The following is a 20,321-nucleotide window of genomic DNA, read 5'->3' as shown; positions in this document are numbered from 1 at the left end:
GGCTGGTCAACGATCCCAATAATTTATGAAGTGTATACTCATGAAGAATTGTGTTGATTACAGGGATGTCGGTAGCTTGACCGGCATCCCTTTTATTTTTGTGTAACAGGATATTCAAAATGACCTGGAGGTGGACGGTTATTAGTAAAGATCACATGATTAATGATGAGATTCGGGCGAAGGAAGTACGCCTTGTCGGAGCTGAAGGAGAACAAATTGGGATTACGCCCATTCGCGAAGCACTGCAAATGGCGATTGACCTGAATTTGGATCTGGTCAATGTGGCACCACAGGCTAAACCGCCGGTGTGTCGCATCATGGACTATGGCAAATTCCGCTATGAGCAACAAAAGAAAGAAAAAGAAGCCCGTAAGAACCAGAAAATTGTTGACATTAAAGAAGTATGGTTCCGTTCCAATATTGAGGAGCACGATTATCAAACGAAGCTTCGTAATGTAGTTAAGTTTTTGAACGAAGGCGACAAAGTGAAATGTTCTGTTCGTTACCGCGGACGTGAAATTGCACATGCCGCGATTGGTCAACGGATTTTGGAACGCGTAAAGGTAGAAGTTGCAGAACTTTGTACTATTGAACGTCAACCGAAATTGGAAGGCCGCAGTATGATCATGATTTTGGCTCCTAAAGCCTGATAACATTGGAGGAGGAAACACAAAATGCCTAAAATGAAAACACACAGCAGTTTGAAAGGACGCTTCAAAATTACCGGTTCCGGTAAAGTCCTTCGTTACAAAGCTCACAAAAACCACTTGCTTTCCCACAAATCCAAACGTGCTAAGCGCGTTCTGAACGGTAACCCAGTTATGGCTGCCGGGGATGTTAGACGTTTGAAACAAGGTTTGGCTAACTTGAAAGGCTAATTCTAATTAGTACATTCCGTATGGGGGATCGGCTACGGCCGTACACATACCACGGATACATTTATATTTATTTGGGAGGTTCTTTAATATGGCAAGAGTAAAAGGCGGTTTTGTAGTACGTCGTCGTCATAAAAAGGTTTTGAAACTGGCAAGAGGTTATTTCGGTTCCAAACACCGTATTTTTAAAACAGCTAACGAGCAAGTAATGAAATCCCTGGTATACGCATACCGTGACCGTCGCAACACGAAACGTAACTTCCGCAGACTGTGGATCGTTCGTATCAATGCTGCAGCACGTATGAATGGTTTGTCTTACAACAAACTGATCCATGGTTTGAAACTTGCTGGAGTAGACATGAACCGCAAAATGTTGGCTGATCTGGCCGTTAACGACATCAATGCGTTCAACTCTTTGGCTACTGTAGCTAAAGGCAAAATCAACGCTTAAATTGTATGATACAAGCCGCCGTACCTATATGGCGGCTTTTTTTACGGCTTGGAAGAAATCTGAAAGTGAATCTCTGAATGAGTAGAGCGAATAGGCTATAGTCTGAAAGGGAACAATGAAACCAGATGACTGGTGAATAACAGACCATGGGAATACATAAAATACGAACGGTGAAATAATACAAATAAAAACAGGGGAACTCCAATCATCACTAAAGTCTGCGGTATGTTTTTGTTATATAACATCACATCACTGTAACGTTAGTGTGTTAAATCGCTAAAATATTAAGCGTTTTCAATAAAAAAAGAACAAAAAAATGTGATATTTGGTGATGAAACATCTGGATTTTAACACTGGTTGATTGTATAATCACCTCTAGTAGGCTAGTCCTAATTTTTCTCTCCATGTCATAATGTTCGGTTTTTCGACAGATGATTGGATGCTTTAAGGGTGAGAATGCGCTTTTAATGTCGAAGAAACCATACATTCTGCATAAAAGTCATTCCTGCTATCTGTTAACCGTTCAAATGTGGGCTGGATTGGAATGAGGATATATCATTAAGGGGGAAAAAGAGAAAATGAAAAAGATGCTCAGCTTGTCTTTGGTAATGTTGCTGGCGGTATCGGTTATGCTCGCAGGTTGCGGTAGCAAACCGAAAGAAGAAACAAATGCCGGAGGAGATACAGGTGGCACATCCACTGAAACTAAATCCGATCTCAAAATCGGTATGGTTACTGACGTAGGTGGAGTTAATGACAAATCCTTTAACCAATCCGCTTGGGAAGCTTTGCAAGCGACTGAAACAGAAACAGGTACTGCAGTTAAATACCTGCAAAGTAAATCCGATGAAGAGTACATTCCTAACCTGAACGAATTCGTTAAAGGCGGATATGATCTGACTTGGGGTATCGGTTTCCAATTGGCTGATGCAATCAAAACGGTTGCTGACCAAAACGCCGATGCAAAACTCGCGATCATTGACAGCGTAGTGGATTCTCCTAATGTTAAGTCCGTAACTTTTGCTGAAGAAGAAGGATCTTTCTTGGTTGGTGTTGTTGCCGGTCTGACAACAAAAACGAACAAAATTGGTTTTGTAGGCGGTATGGAAAGCCCACTGATCAAAAAGTTTGAAGTAGGATTCAGAGAAGGCGTTAAAGCAGTTAACCCTGATGCTCAATTCATTTCTAACTACACAGGTGCATTTGATAAACCTGACCTTGGTAAAGCAGCAGCAGCAACACTTTACAATGAAGGCGTAGATATTATCTTCCACGCTTCTGGCGCGACAGGTAACGGTGTGTTTAACGAAGCAAGTGCTCGTAAGAAACAAGGTCAAGATGTATGGGTTATCGGTGTTGACAAAGACCAATCTCTTGAGTTTGGTGATGAGATCACTTTGACTTCCATGATCAAAAAAGTTGACGAAGCTGTTAAGCGCGTTAACCAAGAAGTAATCGACGGTACATTTGCTGGCGGTTCCGAGAACCTGACGTTGAAAGAAAACGGCGTAGGTATTGCTGATACTTCTACTGCCAACGTATCTGCTGATATACTTGCAAAAGTAGAAGAGTACAAAGAAAAAATCATCAGCGGCGAAATCAAAGTACCTACTGAGTAATTTGATCTTCGTAGCAAAAGAATAATCATTGGGGCCGGTCTTGACCGGCCTTATGACTGCAAGAACAGGAACATTTGATCAAGTCATCATAACAATTGTACAAGGTCACTGTGTATCAACGCTCCGGTAGGAGCTTTTCTTTCGTTTGCGGAACCACACTATATCAGTTATAAGGGTGATTACATGGGTGCAGCAACCCCCGTCGTTGAGTTAAAACAAATTACGAAGCGTTTCCCAGGCATTGTTGCCAACGACGCCATCAGCCTTCAGCTTCGTAAAGGCGAGATCCATGCGCTACTGGGCGAAAATGGCGCTGGTAAGTCAACGTTGATGAATATTGTATTTGGTCTCTATCAGCCAGATGAAGGTTCCATTGAAGTGAATGGCAAGCCTGTCATCATCGACAGCCCTAACCGAGCGATCGATCTTGGCATCGGCATGGTGCATCAGCACTTTAAGCTTGTACAGCCGTTCACGGTAACAGAGAACATTATTTTGGGATCTGAACCAACGAAGGGTCTCAATATTAACTATAAAAAAGCAGCTGCTGAAGTTCAGCGTCTGTCCGAACAGTATGGACTCAAGGTGAATCCTCATGCCAAAATTCATGATATCTCTGTCGGAATGCAGCAACGTGTAGAGATTGTTAAAACGTTGTATCGCGGTGCAGATATTTTGATTTTTGACGAGCCTACAGCCGTATTGACTCCTCAAGAGATCAAAGAACTGATGACCATCATGAAGAAGCTCGTTGCCGAAGGCAAATCGATTATTCTGATCACGCACAAACTGAAAGAGATCATGGAGATCTCTGACACGGTAACGATTATCCGTCGAGGTAAAGTGATTGATTCGGTCAAAACATCGGAAACCAATCCAAATGAACTGGCTGAGAAAATGGTAGGTCGGAATGTCACATTCAAAGTGGACAAAAAGCCGGCTACACCTGGAGCCAATGTGCTCGAGGTCAGCAAACTAACCGCCAAGAATAAAGAAGGCATTGCAGTTCTGAACCAACTAAACCTGAATGTACGTGCGGGGGAGATTGTCGGAATCGCAGGCGTGGATGGTAACGGTCAAAGTGAACTGATTGAAGCCCTTACCGGACTTCGTAAAGTCGAGAGTGGTTCGATTCGTTTGGAGGGCAAGGAGCTGTCCAATCATTCTCCGCGCCATATTTCGGAGTCGGGTGTAGCCCACATTCCGGAAGATCGACATAAACACGGACTTGTACTTGATTTTTCAGTGAGTGAAAATATTGTTCTGGAATCGTACTATAAGGCACCATACACACGTAAAGGGTTCCTTAACTTCGATGCGATCAAAAAGCAGGCGAAGCGGCTTGTGGAGGCATTTGACGTGCGTACACCAAGCATCGAGACCAAAGCTCGTTCCTTGTCCGGAGGAAACCAGCAGAAGGCCATTATCGCCCGTGAGGTGGATAAAAACCCTGAACTGCTTATTGCTGCCCAACCAACGCGTGGTTTGGACGTAGGGGCTATTGAGTTCGTGCAAAAGCAATTGATTGCACAACGCGATCAAGGCAAGGCTGTTCTGCTGATTTCATTTGAGCTTGATGAGATTATCAATGTATCTGACCGAATTGCTGTTATCTATGAAGGTCAGATCGTTGGCGAGGTGCTGCCGGAAGAAACCAATGACAGGGAGCTCGGCTTGATGATGGCGGGCAGCACCCAAAAGAGAGGTACTGCGCATGAATAACGTATTGAAATGGTTTACCCGAGATTCATTTATTTTGCCTGTAGTCGCCATTGTTATGGGTCTGATTCTCGGTGGGGTTGTCATGCTGATCGGTGGTTACAATCCGATTGAAGCCTATGGCGCATTGTTCACCAAGGTATTTGGAGACATGTACAACTTTGGTGAAGCGGTACGTGAAATGACACCACTGATCATGACTGGACTTGCATTTGCATTTGCATCACGTGCAGGGCTGTTCAACATCGGGGGAGAAGGTCAATTTCTCGTCGGTATGACAGCTGCAACATTTGTTGGTGTTAAGTTTGCAGGTTTGCCGATCTACCTCCATGCGCCACTGGCTTTGATTGCCGGTGCATTGTTTGGTGGTCTTTGGGCCGCGATTGCTGGTTATCTGAAAGCAGCACGTGGGGTCAATGAAGTTATCAGTAGTATCATGTTGAACTGGATTGGTCTGTATTTGGCCAACCTTATCGTTCGCCAATTCTTGCTGTTAAAAGGTGAGAATCGTTCCGTGAATATCAGCGAATCGGCTTCGATTAGTTTGACATGGCTCTCTGAACTGATGGGCAACTCCCGTGTACACATGGGAACGTTGATTGCCATTGTGATGGCTGTGCTCTTTTATATCTATATGTGGAAAACAAAACAGGGTTATGAAATCCGCGCGGTAGGTTACAACCCTAATGCGGCTGAATATGCAGGTATGCATGTTAACCGAAATATCGTAAAAGCGATGTTCATCAGTGGTATGCTTGCCGGTCTTGGTGGTGCATTCCAGGTGCTTGGGGTGTTCCAGTACCAGACTGTAATGTCGGGTTCACCGGGAACAGGTTTTGACGGAATTGCGGTTGCCCTGATTGGTTTGAATCATCCGTTTGGGGTGTTATTGGGGGCAGTGCTGTTCGGTACCCTCACGTACGGATCTGCAGGTATGAGTTTTGCTGCGGATGTTCCGCCTGAGATTATTCGGATTGTGATCGGTTCGATTATCTTCTTCATTGCGGCACAAGGCATCGTGCGCTGGATACTTAAACCGTTCTATTCGAAGCGTAAGAAAGAGAAGGTGTTGTAGATGGACTTGTTGACAATTGGGCAAATTATCAATACGACGCTTGTCTTTGCTACGGCATTGATTTTTGCATCACTCGGCGGAATTTTTTCGGAAAAATCAGGTGTAACCAACCTTGGACTTGAAGGTTTTATGGTCTTTGGTGCCTTTGCAGCTGGAATCGGGGCGCATTATGCTCAAGAAGCGGGCATGGGTGGAACGACATCGGCCTGGATGGGGGTTTTGCTCGCGATTGTATTGGGCGTACTGGTATCTCTGATTCATGCCGTTGCGTCTATCACATTTAAGGCAGACCAGATTATCAGTGGTATCGTTATTAACTTTTTGGCAGCAGGAAGTACGTTGTACTTGGTTAAACTGTTGTTTGAAGGTTCTGGTGATTCACCGTTGGTTCAAGGCTTCAGCAAGTTTGATGTGCCATTCTTGAAAGACATTCCTTTGCTTGGAGAAGCCTTCTTTAAGAACGTATATCCAACGACATATCTGGCCATGTTATTCGTATTCCTGACGTATTACATCATGTTTAAAACGCCATTTGGTCTGCGCCTTCGTTCTGTTGGTGAACATCCAAGTGCGGCTGATACGGTAGGCGTTAAAGTGCTTCGTTATCGCTATATTGGCGTTATGATCAGTGGTGCGCTTGCGGCTATTGGTGGAGCTGCGATTACGTTGACGACTACGGGTACATTCTCACACAATACGGTTTCCGGCCAAGGTTATATTGCCATTGCAGCTATGATCTTTGGTAAGTGGAACCCGATTGGTGCCTTTGGTGCTGCTGTGTTCTTCGGATTCTCACAAGCGATCCGAAACTATGTACAGTTGTTCGAATGGTCACAAAGTATTCCCCAGGAAATTATTTTTATGTTGCCTTACCTGCTTACCATCATCGTTCTCGTTGCAGCGGTTGGACGTTCTTCGGCTCCGTCTGCACTCGGTGAAGCATATGATCCGGGTAAAAGGTAACAACCTTCTCCATATCAGTTTAGCTATTCAGAGTTTTGATAAAGGGTCCGCTTTGTGCGGGCCTTTTTTTTGTTTTTATGAACGCCCATCGACTTTGACACGCTTAACTTGGTTCTCGTGCAGATACCCATATTTTCAGGTAGGGACAAAGAAACAGGCGAATCCAGTCATGGACGAATACACTGTTTTGAACGATCCGAGGAGGAGGGGAAAGTATGAAACAACAAGTTACGCGTGATGAAGCGATGAAATTAATAGGCAAAAATATTGTTGCAATCAAAAAAGACGGCACTCGGGTTACGGGAAAGCTGTTGAAAGTATCGGGCAACAAACTGGTACTCAAGCGTTTGAATGGCAAAAAAGTACGTACAAAAGCGATTCTGCCACTGGTATTGTTTGATCTGCTTGCTATTGCCACACTGCCTTATGCTTATGGAGGTGGTCCCGGCTTCGGTCCCGGATATGGACCTGGACCAAAACCAGGCCCTGGATATGGTCCAGGCTACGGACCGGGATATGGACCTGGAGGACCTGGTGGTGGATATGGACCTGGTCCTGGATTCGGTCCTTATGGTCCAGGTCCACGCCCGCCAGGATTTTTCTAGGACATTCTATAGTGTTTTTTCCAATTCGTAGCAGCGGCTTATCATAACGTATCGAATCGCATGATATCCATTTTTTTGATAAAACTGAAGTCCTTTGGTATTGCCTTCATCCACCATGACTTTCGATCTTTTACAACCCCGCGATGCCGCAAAGCTCTCTGCTTTGAGTAACAAAGTTTGCCCGTAACGTTTGCGTTGCTCTTTCGGACTAACAGCCATCATATCGACATATAGAAGTTCCCCATGCATGAGAAAATGGATGAATGCGACAGCAGCTTTGTCTGGCTCCGGCGAGACAACAAAGGTTATGCCCCTGTTCATTCGCAGGGGTATTTCTTTGCGTATTTTATTAATTTCTTTTTCACTCATGTGTGAGAGAGGCACAAGTTGAGTGTCAATCAGCTTCATGATGGCGCCATCATCCAGCTTGGATGTGCGTTGCCGAATCACCATGCGGAGCCTCCTTTCAGGACCAGTCGTGCTGCTCGTATATCCTATGCCCGAAGCAAGATAAAAGGTGACTGAATGAAGCGCTGGGATTAGGGCAACCTTAAAGGCTGAAGAGGGAGGATGGAAGGTGCTCTGAATTTTTATGCAAAACAGGTATTGACTTATCGGTTAGAGGAATCATATAATGTTCCTAACATTTAACGAGAATATTTCATCGGCTATGAAGAGGACGAAGTTTTAAGGGCTCTTTTGCTCAGAGAGTGGCTGGAATTGCTGAAACCACCACCATTATCCCTTATATACGAGCTCACCTCGGAGCTGTTTTCCTGAAAAGCACTGGATGTCACTCCTTTCGCGTATTAGGGAAAATCGTATGTCTGCGTTACAGACAACAGGTATGGGAAACGACTATGTTCGTTTGAGCTATTCGTTTTGTTGTACCTGGTAAGGTCCGTTATTGCGAAATTTCGGACAAAGTTGGGTGGTACCACGGAAGCGATAACCTTTCGTCCCTCGCAAGCATGAACTTGTTTGCAGGGGATGGAAGGTTTTTTTTGTAACTTTAAATGTCAGAATGGTGTAAATTTCGAGAGGAGGATGACTAATGGGAGCTCAAATTCCAGAAGTACGATCGACAGATGAATTACGTGAAAAATGGATGAAGCCGGAGGTCATTAGCGGTTCCGAGATTTTGCTGAGAAGCTTGTTGCTTGAAGGTGTGGATTGCGTATTTGGTTACCCGGGTGGCGCAGTGTTGTACATTTACGATGCAATGTATGGTTTCGAGGACTTCAAACACGTCTTAACCCGTCACGAACAAGGTGCAATTCATGCAGCTGACGGATATGCACGTGCAAGCGGCAAAGTCGGTGTTTGTATCGCTACCTCCGGGCCGGGAGCAACCAATCTGGTTACTGGAATAGCCACGGCATATATGGATTCCGTGCCGCTGGTTGTCATTACGGGAAATGTCAATTCCAGCCTGATTGGCTCGGATGCTTTCCAGGAAGCGGATATTACCGGGATTACAATGCCGATCACCAAACACAGCTATCTGGTAAAAGATGTTAAAGATTTGTCGAGTATCATTCATGAGGCATTCCATATTGCCAACACCGGCCGTAAAGGTCCTGTACTGATCGACATTCCGAAAGATGTCTCAGCCAACAAAACCTTGTTTGAACCGAGTACTGAACCTGTTACATTAAGAGGGTACAATCCACGGACAGTACCAAACAAACTGCAAGTTGACCGTTTGGCTCAGGCCATTCAGGAAGCAGAACGTCCAATGATTCTGGCCGGTGGCGGTGTGGTATACTCGGGAGGACATGAAGAACTGTTCGAGTTTGTTGAGAAGACAGGCATTCCAATTACGACAACCCTTCTGGGTCTTGGTGCATTCCCAAGTGGGCATGAACTATGGACAGGGATGCCGGGAATGCACGGAACATACACATCCAACCTGGCCATCCAACAGTCGGATCTGCTGATTAACATCGGGGCACGATTCGATGATCGGGTAACGGGTAAGCTTGACGGATTCGCTCCACATGCCAAAATCGTTCATATCGATATTGATCCGGCTGAGATTGGTAAAAACATTGCAACCGATATTCCAATCGTTGGTGATGTGAAGACGGTACTTGAAATAGCCAACAAAGAAGTTGGACGTGCAGAGCGTGCAGATGCATGGAGAGACCAGATCAAGCAGTGGAAACAAGAGAAGCCTTACAGCTATACGGATTCAGACGAAGTGCTGAAACCGCAGTGGGTTGTTGAAATGTTGAATGATACAACCAAAGGTGAAGCGATTGTGACTACGGATGTGGGACAACATCAGATGTGGGCAGCACAATATTATAAGTTTAATCAACCACGTTCATGGGTAACTTCGGGTGGTCTCGGAACGATGGGCTTTGGATTCCCTTCTGCCATTGGTGCTCAGATGGCCAATCCGGACAGACTCGTTATCTCCATTAACGGTGATGGCGGAATGCAGATGTGTTCCCAAGAACTCGCAATCTGTGCCATTAACAATATACCGGTAAAAATTGTGATCATTAACAATCAGGTACTCGGAATGGTTCGCCAATGGCAGGAACTCATCTATGAGAACCGTTACAGCCACATTGATCTGGCAGGAAGTCCGGATTTTGTAAAACTGGCTGAAGCATATGGCGTGAAAGGATTGCGTGCAACGAATAAAGAAGAAGCGGCGCGTGCTTGGCAGGAAGCTCTGGATACACCAGGACCAGTCGTTGTCGAATTCGTAGTACGCAAGGATGAAAATGTGTATCCAATGGTTCCGCAGGGGGCAACAATTGATCAAATGTTGATGGGGGATGCTGAGGAATGATTAGACATACGATTTCAATATTGGTAAACGATCAGCCAGGTGTCCTTCAGCGTGTATCAGGGTTGTTCGGTCGACGCGGATTTAACATTGAGAGTATTACAGTAGGTCAATCGGAAGAACCCGGACTCTCCCGGATGGTTATTGTCACCATTGGTGACGATAAAACACTGGAGCAGATTGAGAAACAATTGTACAAAATCATCGATGTCATTAAAGTGGTTGATTTCAGCCTGAAACCGATGGTAGCTCGTGAACTTGCATTGATTAAGGTAAAAGCTGAGCCTTCCGAACGTCCAGAAATTCTGGGTGTGGTGGAAACATTCCGCGCATCCGTTGTAGATGTTGGTCCAGGCAGCCTGATTGTCCAGGTAGTCGGAGATACGGATAAAATTGATGCGATGATTGAATTGCTCAAGCCATACGGCATTCGCGAATTATCTCGTACAGGCATAACTGCATTGGTACGCGGCAACGTATAAGGTTATAATGAATAAAAAAGGGGCGACGGTTAGCTAACATATATAGTTGATCTTATGTGAGAGTGTCAGTCCCTTAACAGTTGTAATGTAACATTTTAGTGATGTAACGCTTGAAAATATAGCTACATTCCCGCATTAATGGGCGGGTGTCTGAACGGATCGGATCAGACCAGAGACGCTTTCGACACACCAAGCGAGCCGGTCCATTGAGACACCCGCTCATTAATGAAGGGTTCTTTACAATACAAAGGAGGACTTATAAACATGCCAGTAACTACTTATTATGAACAGGATGCAGAGCTTAACGTATTGAAAGGAAAAACGATCGCGGTAATCGGTTATGGTAGCCAGGGCCACGCCCAAGCCCAAAACCTTCGTGATAGCGGATTGAACGTAGTCATCGGACTTCGTGAAGGTAAATCCTTCGACACTGCAAAAAATGACGGATTTGAAGTTCTGTCCCCGGCTGAAGCAACAAGCCGCGCAGATGTAGTTCAAATCTTGCTGCCTGACGAAACTCAAGCTTCTGTATACAAAAACGAAATCGAACCAAACCTCAAAGAAGGCGCAGCATTGCTCTTCTCACACGGTTTCAACGTTCATTTCGGTCAAATCGTTGCTCCAAAAAACAGCGATGTATTGCTGGTAGCTCCTAAGTCTCCTGGTCACATGGTACGTCGTACTTATGTGGAAGGTTTTGGTGTACCGGGCCTGATCGCGATCGAGCAAGATGCAACGGGTAAAGCTAAAGAAATCGGTTTGGCATATGCTAAAGGTATCGGTTGTACACGCGCAGGGGTTATCGAAACTTCTTTCCGTGAAGAAACAGAAACAGATTTGTTCGGTGAGCAAGCGGTTCTGTGTGGTGGCGTGAGTGCGTTGGTAAAAGCTGGATTCGAAACATTGACAGAAGCGGGTTACGCTCCTGAAATGGCATACTTCGAATGTCTGCACGAACTGAAGCTGATCGTTGACATGATGTATGAAGGCGGACTTTCAAGCATGCGTGATTCCATCAGTAACACAGCTGAGTACGGTGACTATGTAACTGGACCTCGCGTTGTAACTGAAGATACGAAGAAAGCAATGAAAGAAGTTCTGACGGATATCCAACAAGGTAAATTCGCACGCGACTTTATCCTGGAGAACCAATCCGGACGTGCATTCTTGACAGCAACTCGTCGTAACGAAGCTGAACACCCAATCGAAGTGGTTGGCGGACAATTGCGTGAGATGATGCACTGGATCAAGAAGTAAGCATTAAATTTTAAAACATGCACTTTAAGGCATTCAAGTAAACTTAGAGCTTTAACTGGGAATAGCGGCCGTGCTTATGCGTGAGCCGCTATTGCTGGTTCAGAGAAACAATATAATACAAGTACAGGAGGTGCGAAGCGTGCGTAAAATCTATGTATTTGACACAACGCTGCGTGATGGAGAGCAATCCCCGGGAGTCAATCTGAACACTCGTGAAAAGGTGGAAATTGCCCATCAGCTCGAGCGGCTTGGCATTGACCGGATGGAAACTGGTTTCCCGGCGGCATCTCCAGGCGACCTGGCAGCTGTCAATGCAGTCGCAAATGCGGTCAAAAATGTGACCGTAATTGGCTTGTCCCGTTCCAGAGAGCAAGATATTGATGCAGTTAAGGAAGCACTTAAAGGTGCACAGGATCCGTGCATCCACGTTTTCCTGGCAACTTCACCTATTCACCGTCAACATAAATTGCGTATGGACAAAGCGCAAGTACTGGATACAGCTCGTTCCGCAATTCGTTATGCGAAGAAAACATTCTCGAAGATCGAATTCTCACTTGAGGATGCAGGTCGTACCGAGTATGATTTCCTCGTAGAAATGGTGAATATGGCTGTTGAAGAGGGTGCGGCCGTGGTGAATATTCCGGATACGGTCGGCTACCTGAGCCCATATGAATACGGAAACATTTTCAAACATCTCAAGGAGAATGTGCACGGTATTGAAAAGGTACAGCTGAGTGCCCACTGTCATAATGACTTGGGTATGGCGACAGCCAACACACTTGCAGCCATTCTCAATGGAGCCGATCAGATCGAAGGTACGATCAATGGCATTGGTGAACGTGCAGGGAACACGGCGATTGAAGAGATTGCTATGGCGCTGGAGACACGTCAGGAATTTTTCCAGGCGAAAACATCGCTGCAGTTGTCTGAGATTGCACGGACCAGTCGTCTGGTTAGCCGTTTGACAGGTATGGTTGTGCCTGGAAACAAAGCCATTGTTGGAGCAAACGCCTTCGCACATGAATCCGGCATTCACCAAGACGGTATGCTGAAGGAAAAAACCACGTACGAGATCATGACTCCAGAGTCCATTGGTCTGAAAGAAAGTAAACTCGTACTGGGCAAACATTCCGGTCGTCATGCGTTCCGTGAGCGGTTGATTGATCTGGGATATGAGCTGGAAGAAGAAGCGTTGAATCGTGCTTTTGCCCAGTTCAAAGATCTGGCTGATAAGAAGAAAGAAGTGACTGACGAAGATCTGCTCGCGGTAATTGAAGAGAAATTGCAGGATGCACCTGAGGTGTATAAACTGGAATCGATCTTCGTTACGTACGGAGATGAATCGGTACCAACGGCCAAAGTTCGCATTGCGACGCTTGACGGGGATACGGTTGAGAAGCAAGCAGAGGGTAATGGATCGGTAGATGCAATCTACAATGCGATTGATCTGGTGAGTGGGGAAGAGGTAACTTTGTCTGACTATTCCATCAAATCGGTAACGCACGGTAAGGATGCATTGGGTGAAGTACATGTTGTGCTGACTCAAAATCAGGTTTCGGTACAAGGTCGTGGCGTGAGCACGGATATACTGGGTGCAAGTGCACGTGCCTATGTGGACGGTCTGAACCAATTGATTGAGAAACGCAAAACATATACGAACCGTGTAAACGTGAACCTGTAAGTTCCGGTGCAGCAAGCACGAATCCTTCATTGAACTGAACTTCAAGCTGGAACGCATGTAAACTGCCAGGATGATCTGTCTTAATCTTAATGGATATAGAAGATTTTTCGCCCTGCTTTGCTCTGTTCAGTGAGGTGCGTAAAGAGTCTGACTCTCTTATGGAGGGTCAGACTCTTTTGCTTTTATTTATATGATTATGGCAGTGGAACACAGTGCATGTTATACGGTTATCTATTACATTGGCTTACGCTATCGAGCTATTACCACGCATAAGCATTAGGTGCATGTCCACCTGGACCCGGGAAAATCTCATCCAGACGTTTGAGCACGGCTTCATCCAAAGTCACATCCAGACATTTGAGTGCAGTTTCAAACTGCTCCAGTGTACGCGGTCCGATAATCGGGGCAGTCACTGCGGGATTGGCTGCAACCCAGGCCAAAGCCACTGTATCCTGTGGTTCACCGAGATCACGACACAGTGCTGCGAAGTCTTCAAGTTGAGTTTGCTGCTGCTCGATCCGTCCAGCGATACCTCCGCTACGTGTTCCTTCCAGCTTCTGCAGCGCATTACGTCCCAGTAATCCACCATCCAGTGGACTCCATGGGATGACGCCGAGACCCAGCTCTTTGGCGGCAGGCAATACTTCCAGTTCAGGCAAACGACAGTTAAGGCTATATTTATGTTGTTCGGACACCAGACCGAGGAAGTGGCGATTCTTGGCCTCGCTTTGAGCAATTGCAATCTGCCATGCAGCAAAGTTACTTGATCCTACATAACCGATTTTACCCTGATGAACCGCATTCTCGAACGAACCCCACAGCTCATCCCATGATATGGCAGGGTCTACATGGTGCATCTGGTATAGTTCGATATGATCCGTCTGCAAGCGGCGGAGGGAACCCTCCAGATGACGTCTGATTTTATAGGCGGATAGTCCGGCTTCGTTGTTGGGGCCGTCTGTATCATCATGCATGGAGCCATAGACCTTGGTAGCCAGCACTACTTTTTCACGTCTGCCACCGCCCTGATTGAACCAGCGTCCGATAATTTCTTCGGTAAGTCCGGAATTCTCACCCCAGCCGTAGATGTTAGCGGTATCAAAAAAGTTCACGCCTGCATCGAGTGCTGCGTCCATAATACGGAAAGCTTCTTTCTCATCTGTAGCAGGCCCGAAATTCATGGTACCAAGACAGATTCGGCTGACCTTAAGGCCTGATTTACCCAAATACGAATATTGCATGTTAACTATCCCTCCTGCGTACTGATTTGAATTCAGCTATATTTTACCCTACCGGGAGGGTCGGAACAACTTGTGGAAGCTAATCTCTATTAGCTTATAGGTAAAATCTATTAAAGTCATAGATTGTATATCTTGGTCAAATGACCTTGGAATATGATACAAAAGAGAGAGTTAATATGAGACGTTACTTTATGAATAATTAATGAATGAAATATAAGGAGTGGACAACCCATGGCAGACGTAAAAAAAATTGCAGTTATTGCAGGTGACGGAATCGGTCCTGAAGTCGTAGCTGAGGCTGAGAAAGTTCTTAAACGTACAGAGGAAGTATTCGGTTACCGTTTTGAGACAGAGCATGCGTTGTTTGGTGGAATCGCGATTGATGAGAAGGGCACACCTCTTCCAGAAGAAACACTGACGGTATGTAAAGGTGCAGATGCGGTTCTGCTTGGAGCGGTTGGCGGTCCAAAATGGGATAACAACAGCAAGGAACTTCGTCCGGAAACAGGCTTGCTGGGTATTCGTAAAGCGCTCGGATTGTTCTCCAACCTGCGTCCGGCTGTCGTATTTGATTGCCTGAAGGATGCTTCAACTCTGAAGCCTGAAGTACTGGAAGGTACGGATCTGATGGTGGTACGTGAGTTGACTGGTGGGATCTACTTCGGTGAGAAGTTCAGACGTGAAAGTGCACAGGGCGAAGAGGCGGTAGATACTTGTGCATATAATGTAACGGAAGTGGAGCGGATCGTTCGTCAGGCGTTCGAGATTGCGCAAGGACGTCGCAAAAAGCTGGCTTCGGTAGACAAAGCCAACGTATTGGAAACTTCCCGTCTCTGGCGTGAAGTCGTGAACCGGGTAGCACCGGATTATCCGGATGTTGAACTGGAACATGTACTTGTGGACAACTGCGCGATGCAATTGCTGCGCCGTCCAGCCAGCTTTGATGTCATCGTAACAGAAAATATGTTCGGAGATATCCTGAGTGATGAAGCAGCGATGCTGACGGGTTCCATCGGCATGCTGGCATCTGCATCACTGGGAGAGGGCAGCTTTGGACTTTATGAGCCGGTACACGGTTCCGCACCAGATATCGCAGGTCAAGGCCTTGCTAACCCGATTGCAACCATTCTCTCTTTGGCGCTGATGTTCCGCACAACCTTTGGTTATGCAGAAGGCGCGGACGCTATTGAAGCAGCTGTATCTGATGTACTGAACGCGGGACACCGTACGAGTGATATTGCTGTAGATAAGAGCACAGCGATCAGCACGACCGAAATGGGCGATTTGATCGTGGCGGCTATTCAGAAACAAGCGTAATTATATTACCAACAACAAGGCAGCCCTTTGTTTCCAATTATGGAATGTACAGAGGGCTGTTCCTTTATCATTTTTGCCACGAAAAATCCTTATTTATAATGATTATAAAAAAATAATGTTTATAATCTTGACTTTGGGAAGTCCGGATGATAACATTTTACTTGTACTTGTTATCAAGATTCAAATCATTTTAATTACAGGAAAAGCGTACGCGTTTTTCTTGATGATGAGCAATCCGCAAGGATGCTTACATAATCCCAAAGGAGGAATTTTTAGTTATGGCAGAACGTTTGGTAGGTAGACCAGCACCGGATTTCGCAATGGAAACAGTATCGGGAGACGGACAAGACTTTGGTTCCGTTAAACTGTCCGATTATCGTGGCAAATGGCTCGTATTCTTCTTTTATCCTTTGGACTTCACATTTGTGTGCCCAACTGAAATTACAGCTTTGAGCGTTGCTTCCGAGCAATTCAAAGCTTTGGATACTGAAATCCTTGGCGTGAGCGTAGACTCCGTACACAGCCACAAAGCATGGATCAATACACCTGTAGACAGCAATGGTCTGGGTCAATTGAACTTCCCACTGGCTTCCGACATCACGAAGCAAGTAGCTAAAGACTACGGCGTTCTGATCGAAGAAGAAGGAGTAGCATTGCGCGGTCTGTTCATCATCGATCCAGAAGGCGAACTGAAATATCAAGTGGTTAACCACAACGATGTAGGCCGTAGTGTTGAAGAAACACTTCGCGTACTGCAAGCACTGCAATCCGGCGGATTGTGTGCAATGAACTGGAAACCAGGCGACACTAACCTGTAAGCCAAGTTAACTTGAACGGTTTTTGTTCAAGCCCTCATCCCGTTAGGGATTGAGGGCTTTTTGCACCCTTTTGCCGGAAGTTATCACGAAGTTAATCAAAAGTGTTTGAACAAGCAGCTAAACGTGTTAATGATGTATTAGAAGAAAGTCTTCTTTTTATCTGTTGAAAGAGGAATTGATGGCCTTCAAGGCGAATAGGGTATGGAAACCCGGTAAATATTCCGGTGCTCTGCATTTATAATCTGTACATGAATGTGATACACTGATGGAACTATTCCTTTTCGGAAGTGCTGGAAGTGTACGGGATTGCATTTTAACATAAAAGTCCCGGCACGTAATAAGGAGGGTGAACAAAAATGAGTTACTGTTGTGGGGCAAGTATGGTTGGAACGAAGGGCACGCTGAAGCATTACCGCACCCAGGTTCATAATGTTCCCCTGCTGTTTTGCCCGGTGTGTCATCGGGTTGAGGTGCATTATAAAGTGGAAAATGAATATGAAATTCTCGCAGAATACGCGCATGGAGACGGTGCGTCCGAGATCGATTTTCAAGATTATGTAACAGAAGATGAGGATGCGATTTTCGAAAACTGTGTAAACCGTGAGAGTGAGGATGCTATGGTCATTGTGCAGCGCCAGATTGATATGGCTCTGGATCTGCTCAGGCTCGCGAAAGAAACAAAAGACGAGAAGTGGGAAAGCGAACTTAAACGTCGATTAGCTGTGATGAGTCAGCGCAGACTGAAAATTCAGCATAATAAGACCGGACTATAGATGTTCTCGGATATATCATAAAGTAAAGATATTAAAAACGAAGCTGATTTGCCTCCTGGGCGAAACGGCTTCGTTTTTGTGCATTGATCTGGAACTAATTCGAGGTTTTTTTTAAAATAATTTCCATTCGACACTTTCTCCGATTGACTCTCTTCTATAAACTTGTCTATGATAAAAACAGACTTGCAAAAGAGGCGGAGCAAAAAATGTTCGTGTTTGGGAATAGGAGAATGTCAGAATGGGACAAACGTATATGATTTTCCGGATCGACTGTTGGTTACCGGGAATAGACCAGCTTGAGTTCCGGACATGCCATCCATATTTTCGGCTCAGCCCCCCAACGAAAGGGCACCGGTAATGAAAAATAAAATCGGCCCTTCCTGTTTCTGTGATGATATGATGTCCGAATGGCAAGTTTATCATTTACGTGAAAAGGAGGAACCTGACATGATTAGTGAATTTCAGGATACAGTGCCTCAATCAACGGATGGATTCCCGCCCGTACATCTGGATAACAACAAGTATGAGAATGTACTGGAACATCTGGATAGCGGTATTATGTTGTTTGACAGCCACGGTGTATTGACGTTTATTAACGTTCAGATGGCAAAATTGTTGGAGCTTCCAAGAAGTCTGTTGAGCGGCTGCACCCTGATGCAAATGCTGCATCATCCACAGATGAGCCGATTCAAGAAAAAGAAAATTTTACGCATTTATCGGGAAACCATCTTCCATCGTAAGCGCTATCATGAGTTGATTGATGAATACGGAAGGCATTGGCTGGTTACTGTGACGTACGGGGATCAGATGGACGGAGACTTCTTGTTCAGTGTCAAGGATGTATCTGATTATAAACAGATTGAACAGACCGCTTATCAAAATGACAAACTTGCGATGCTGGGGCGCATTTCGGCATCTATTGCTCATGAAATTCGTAATCCGTTAACCGCAATCCGCGGGTTCATCCAGTTGCTTCGGCCCCATCTGCTGCAGCTTGGCAAAGATGAGTACGCTCGCATCATACTGACGGAGATTGATCGGGCGAACGACATCATCTACGAATTCTTGAATTCTTCCAAACCGTCAGCCCCTCAGAAGACCGTGATGTCTGTCGACTCTTTGCTCAAAGAGGTGGTCTTGCTGACAGAGAGCGAAGGTTTGATGAAGGGATGCGAGATCACGTTGGATGAAGGGGATGCCCCGCTGAATGTGTCCATTGATGTCAAACAGATTAAGCAGGTTATTTTGAATATGGTGAAAAATGCAATGGATGCCATTGAGGAAGTCGGCGAAGAACACACCGGCCTGATTCGAATATCTACCGCTACGGAAAACAAGTTCGTGCAGATCTCCATCGCCGATAACGGTCAGGGAATGGACCATAACACACTTGTTCGTCTGTTTGATCCATTCTTCACGACGAAGGAGAGCGGAACGGGTCTGGGACTCTCGGTGAGTTACCGGATCATTAAGAACCACGGAGGTACCATCTCGGTAGATAGCAAAAAAGGCGAAGGCACGCGGTTTATGATTATGTTACCCTTGGTATATTGAGAAGAGTGGGGCGTAAAGGAGTCGGCAAATAGCCGACTTCTTTGTTTTTTGTTGCCAAAAAGGGTTATAGTTAGTAATGAATGCGAATACATAAGCTCCATTAACGGAAGGATGAGATACGATGGATATCCAAGGGATGGAACGAATGAATCAACAATTGATGGATCACGTGGGAAAAGTGATTGTGGGCAAAGAGCATACCATAGAGCTGGTGATGACAGCGATCATAGCGTCAGGGCATGTGCTGCTGGAGGATGTACCGGGTACCGGGAAAACGATGCTCGCCAAATCGGTAGCCTCCTCATTGGACTGCACATTCCAGCGCATACAGTTTACACCGGACTTGCTGCCATCTGACTTGACAGGTATTCATTTCTTTAATCAAAAAGAAGGGGATTTTGAATTCAGACCCGGCCCCTTGTTCGCCAATCTTGTGCTAGCGGATGAGATTAACCGTGCTACACCGCGTACGCAATCAAGCTTGCTGGAGTGCATGGAAGAGCACCAGATCAGTATCGATGGTTCAACGAGACAGCTGGAGCGGCCATTTATCGTTATTGCTACCCAGAACCCCATAGATAACCAGGGAACTTTTCCGTTACCTGAAGCGCAGATGGATCGTTTTATGATGAAAATTCGCATGGGTTATCCGAGCAGTGAAGAGAGTATAGAAATTTTGAGACGTACGGTAGCCAGTCGCTCTGTTGACGACTTGTCGGCAGTGATTAGTCGTGAAGAACTTTTGAAGGCCCAGGATACGTATAAAACAGTGCAAATCAACGAAGATTTGCTACGATATATCACTCAGTTAACCGAAGCGACAAGGCAACATCCCGAGCTCTCGCTTGGCGTAAGTCCACGAGGGGCTCAGGCATTACTCAAGGCAAGTCAGGCCTGGGCTGCACTGCATGGCAGAGACTTTGTTTTGCCGGATGATATTAAAGTTCTGGCGGAACCCGTGCTGGCCCACCGACTTGTATTCCGTAACCGGATCAGACAACAAGAAGGCTTGGCAGAGCGTATCATCCAGGAACTTCTGAATCAGACAGAAGTGCCAACGGAGAACCTCGCTACAAGCGGGCGTTAGT

General features: G+C 45.7%; 19 protein-coding genes. 17 read left to right on the top strand and 2 right to left on the bottom strand.

Annotation, left to right across the window (positions count from 1 at the left end; genetic code table 11):
• Window positions 1–155: 155 nt before the first annotated feature.
• From infC to OM416_RS14010, 8 genes are all read left to right on the top strand, one after another.
• Window positions 156–650, top strand: coding sequence for a translation initiation factor IF-3 (gene infC / locus OM416_RS14045; protein WP_062833422.1), 495 nt, complete (start codon window positions 156–158; stop codon window positions 648–650).
• A 24-nt stretch (window positions 651–674) separates the two neighbouring features.
• The gene (rpmI, locus tag OM416_RS14040) at window positions 675–878 is read left to right on the top strand and encodes a 50S ribosomal protein L35 (protein ID WP_017689665.1); all 204 of its coding nucleotides are present in this window, start codon (window positions 675–677) and stop codon (window positions 876–878) included.
• Between the two features lie 88 nt (window positions 879–966).
• On the top strand, window positions 967–1,326 hold the full coding sequence (gene rplT / locus OM416_RS14035) for a 50S ribosomal protein L20 (protein ID WP_017689664.1): 360 nt from the start codon (window positions 967–969) through the stop codon (window positions 1,324–1,326).
• A 578-nt stretch (window positions 1,327–1,904) separates the two neighbouring features.
• Window positions 1,905–2,945 carry a BMP family lipoprotein gene (locus OM416_RS14030; RefSeq protein ID WP_062833423.1) on the top strand — a complete coding sequence of 347 codons (1,041 nt, stop codon included), beginning with the start codon at window positions 1,905–1,907 and terminating at the stop codon, window positions 2,943–2,945.
• Window positions 2,946–3,128: 183 nt separating this feature from the next.
• Window positions 3,129–4,667: an ABC transporter ATP-binding protein gene (locus OM416_RS14025; RefSeq protein WP_062833424.1), complete on the top strand. Its 1,539-nt coding sequence runs from the start codon at window positions 3,129–3,131 to the stop codon at window positions 4,665–4,667.
• On the top strand, window positions 4,660–5,739 hold the full coding sequence (locus OM416_RS14020) for an ABC transporter permease (protein ID WP_169478866.1): 1,080 nt from the start codon (window positions 4,660–4,662) through the stop codon (window positions 5,737–5,739). Before OM416_RS14025 ends, OM416_RS14020 begins: the two co-directional genes overlap by 8 nt.
• Window positions 5,740–6,702, top strand: a complete 963-nt coding sequence (locus OM416_RS14015; protein WP_264930149.1) for an ABC transporter permease — start codon at window positions 5,740–5,742, stop codon at window positions 6,700–6,702.
• 215 nt (window positions 6,703–6,917) lie between these two features.
• Window positions 6,918–7,307: a hypothetical protein gene (locus tag OM416_RS14010; RefSeq protein WP_047842246.1), complete on the top strand. Its 390-nt coding sequence runs from the start codon at window positions 6,918–6,920 to the stop codon at window positions 7,305–7,307.
• A gap of 6 nt (window positions 7,308–7,313) precedes the next feature.
• On the opposite strand, the gene OM416_RS14005 is transcribed toward OM416_RS14010, so the two are convergent.
• Window positions 7,314–7,757 carry a GNAT family N-acetyltransferase gene (locus tag OM416_RS14005; RefSeq protein WP_413775791.1) on the bottom strand — a complete coding sequence of 148 codons (444 nt, stop codon included), beginning with the start codon at window positions 7,755–7,757 and terminating at the stop codon, window positions 7,314–7,316.
• A 604-nt stretch (window positions 7,758–8,361) separates the two neighbouring features.
• Here OM416_RS14005 and ilvB point away from each other — a divergent pair.
• From ilvB to OM416_RS13985, 4 genes are all read left to right on the top strand, one after another.
• On the top strand, window positions 8,362–10,113 hold the full coding sequence (ilvB, locus tag OM416_RS14000; protein WP_264930145.1) for a biosynthetic-type acetolactate synthase large subunit: 1,752 nt from the start codon (window positions 8,362–8,364) through the stop codon (window positions 10,111–10,113).
• Complete coding sequence (gene ilvN / locus OM416_RS13995; RefSeq protein WP_024628317.1) at window positions 10,110–10,592, top strand: acetolactate synthase small subunit; 483 nt, start codon at window positions 10,110–10,112, stop codon at window positions 10,590–10,592. Before ilvB ends, ilvN begins: the two co-directional genes overlap by 4 nt.
• Window positions 10,593–10,856: 264 nt before the next feature.
• The gene (gene ilvC, locus OM416_RS13990) at window positions 10,857–11,849 is read left to right on the top strand and encodes a ketol-acid reductoisomerase (RefSeq protein ID WP_036669754.1); all 993 of its coding nucleotides are present in this window, start codon (window positions 10,857–10,859) and stop codon (window positions 11,847–11,849) included.
• 139 nt (window positions 11,850–11,988) lie between these two features.
• Window positions 11,989–13,530 (top strand): 2-isopropylmalate synthase, encoded by a 1,542-nt coding sequence (locus tag OM416_RS13985; RefSeq protein WP_264930144.1) that lies wholly within the window; start codon window positions 11,989–11,991, stop codon window positions 13,528–13,530.
• 260 nt (window positions 13,531–13,790) lie between these two features.
• Here OM416_RS13985 and OM416_RS13980 read toward each other — a convergent pair whose 3' ends face one another.
• Complete coding sequence (locus OM416_RS13980) at window positions 13,791–14,771, bottom strand: aldo/keto reductase (protein ID WP_036669756.1); 981 nt, start codon at window positions 14,769–14,771, stop codon at window positions 13,791–13,793.
• Between the two features lie 231 nt (window positions 14,772–15,002).
• Here OM416_RS13980 and leuB point away from each other — a divergent pair, with 231 nt between their 5' ends.
• From leuB to OM416_RS13955, 5 genes are all read left to right on the top strand, one after another.
• Window positions 15,003–16,088, top strand: coding sequence for a 3-isopropylmalate dehydrogenase (leuB, locus tag OM416_RS13975; RefSeq protein ID WP_264930143.1), 1,086 nt, complete (start codon window positions 15,003–15,005; stop codon window positions 16,086–16,088).
• 278 nt (window positions 16,089–16,366) lie between these two features.
• Complete coding sequence (locus OM416_RS13970) at window positions 16,367–16,906, top strand: peroxiredoxin (RefSeq protein ID WP_036610146.1); 540 nt, start codon at window positions 16,367–16,369, stop codon at window positions 16,904–16,906.
• Window positions 16,907–17,262: 356 nt separating this feature from the next.
• Window positions 17,263–17,679, top strand: coding sequence for a hypothetical protein (locus OM416_RS13965; protein WP_017689649.1), 417 nt, complete (start codon window positions 17,263–17,265; stop codon window positions 17,677–17,679).
• A 447-nt stretch (window positions 17,680–18,126) separates the two neighbouring features.
• Complete coding sequence (locus OM416_RS13960) at window positions 18,127–19,233, top strand: PAS domain-containing sensor histidine kinase (protein WP_264930141.1); 1,107 nt, start codon at window positions 18,127–18,129, stop codon at window positions 19,231–19,233.
• Between the two features lie 121 nt (window positions 19,234–19,354).
• Window positions 19,355–20,320, top strand: a complete 966-nt coding sequence (locus OM416_RS13955; RefSeq protein WP_264930140.1) for an AAA family ATPase — start codon at window positions 19,355–19,357, stop codon at window positions 20,318–20,320.
• Window position 20,321: the final 1 nt, after the last annotated feature.

This window comes from Paenibacillus sp. LS1, assembly GCF_026013365.1.
Lineage (GTDB): Bacteria > Bacillota > Bacilli > Paenibacillales > Paenibacillaceae > Paenibacillus.
Note: the sequence above shows the minus strand (reverse complement) of the source record. Positions and strands in the feature narration are given on the sequence as shown.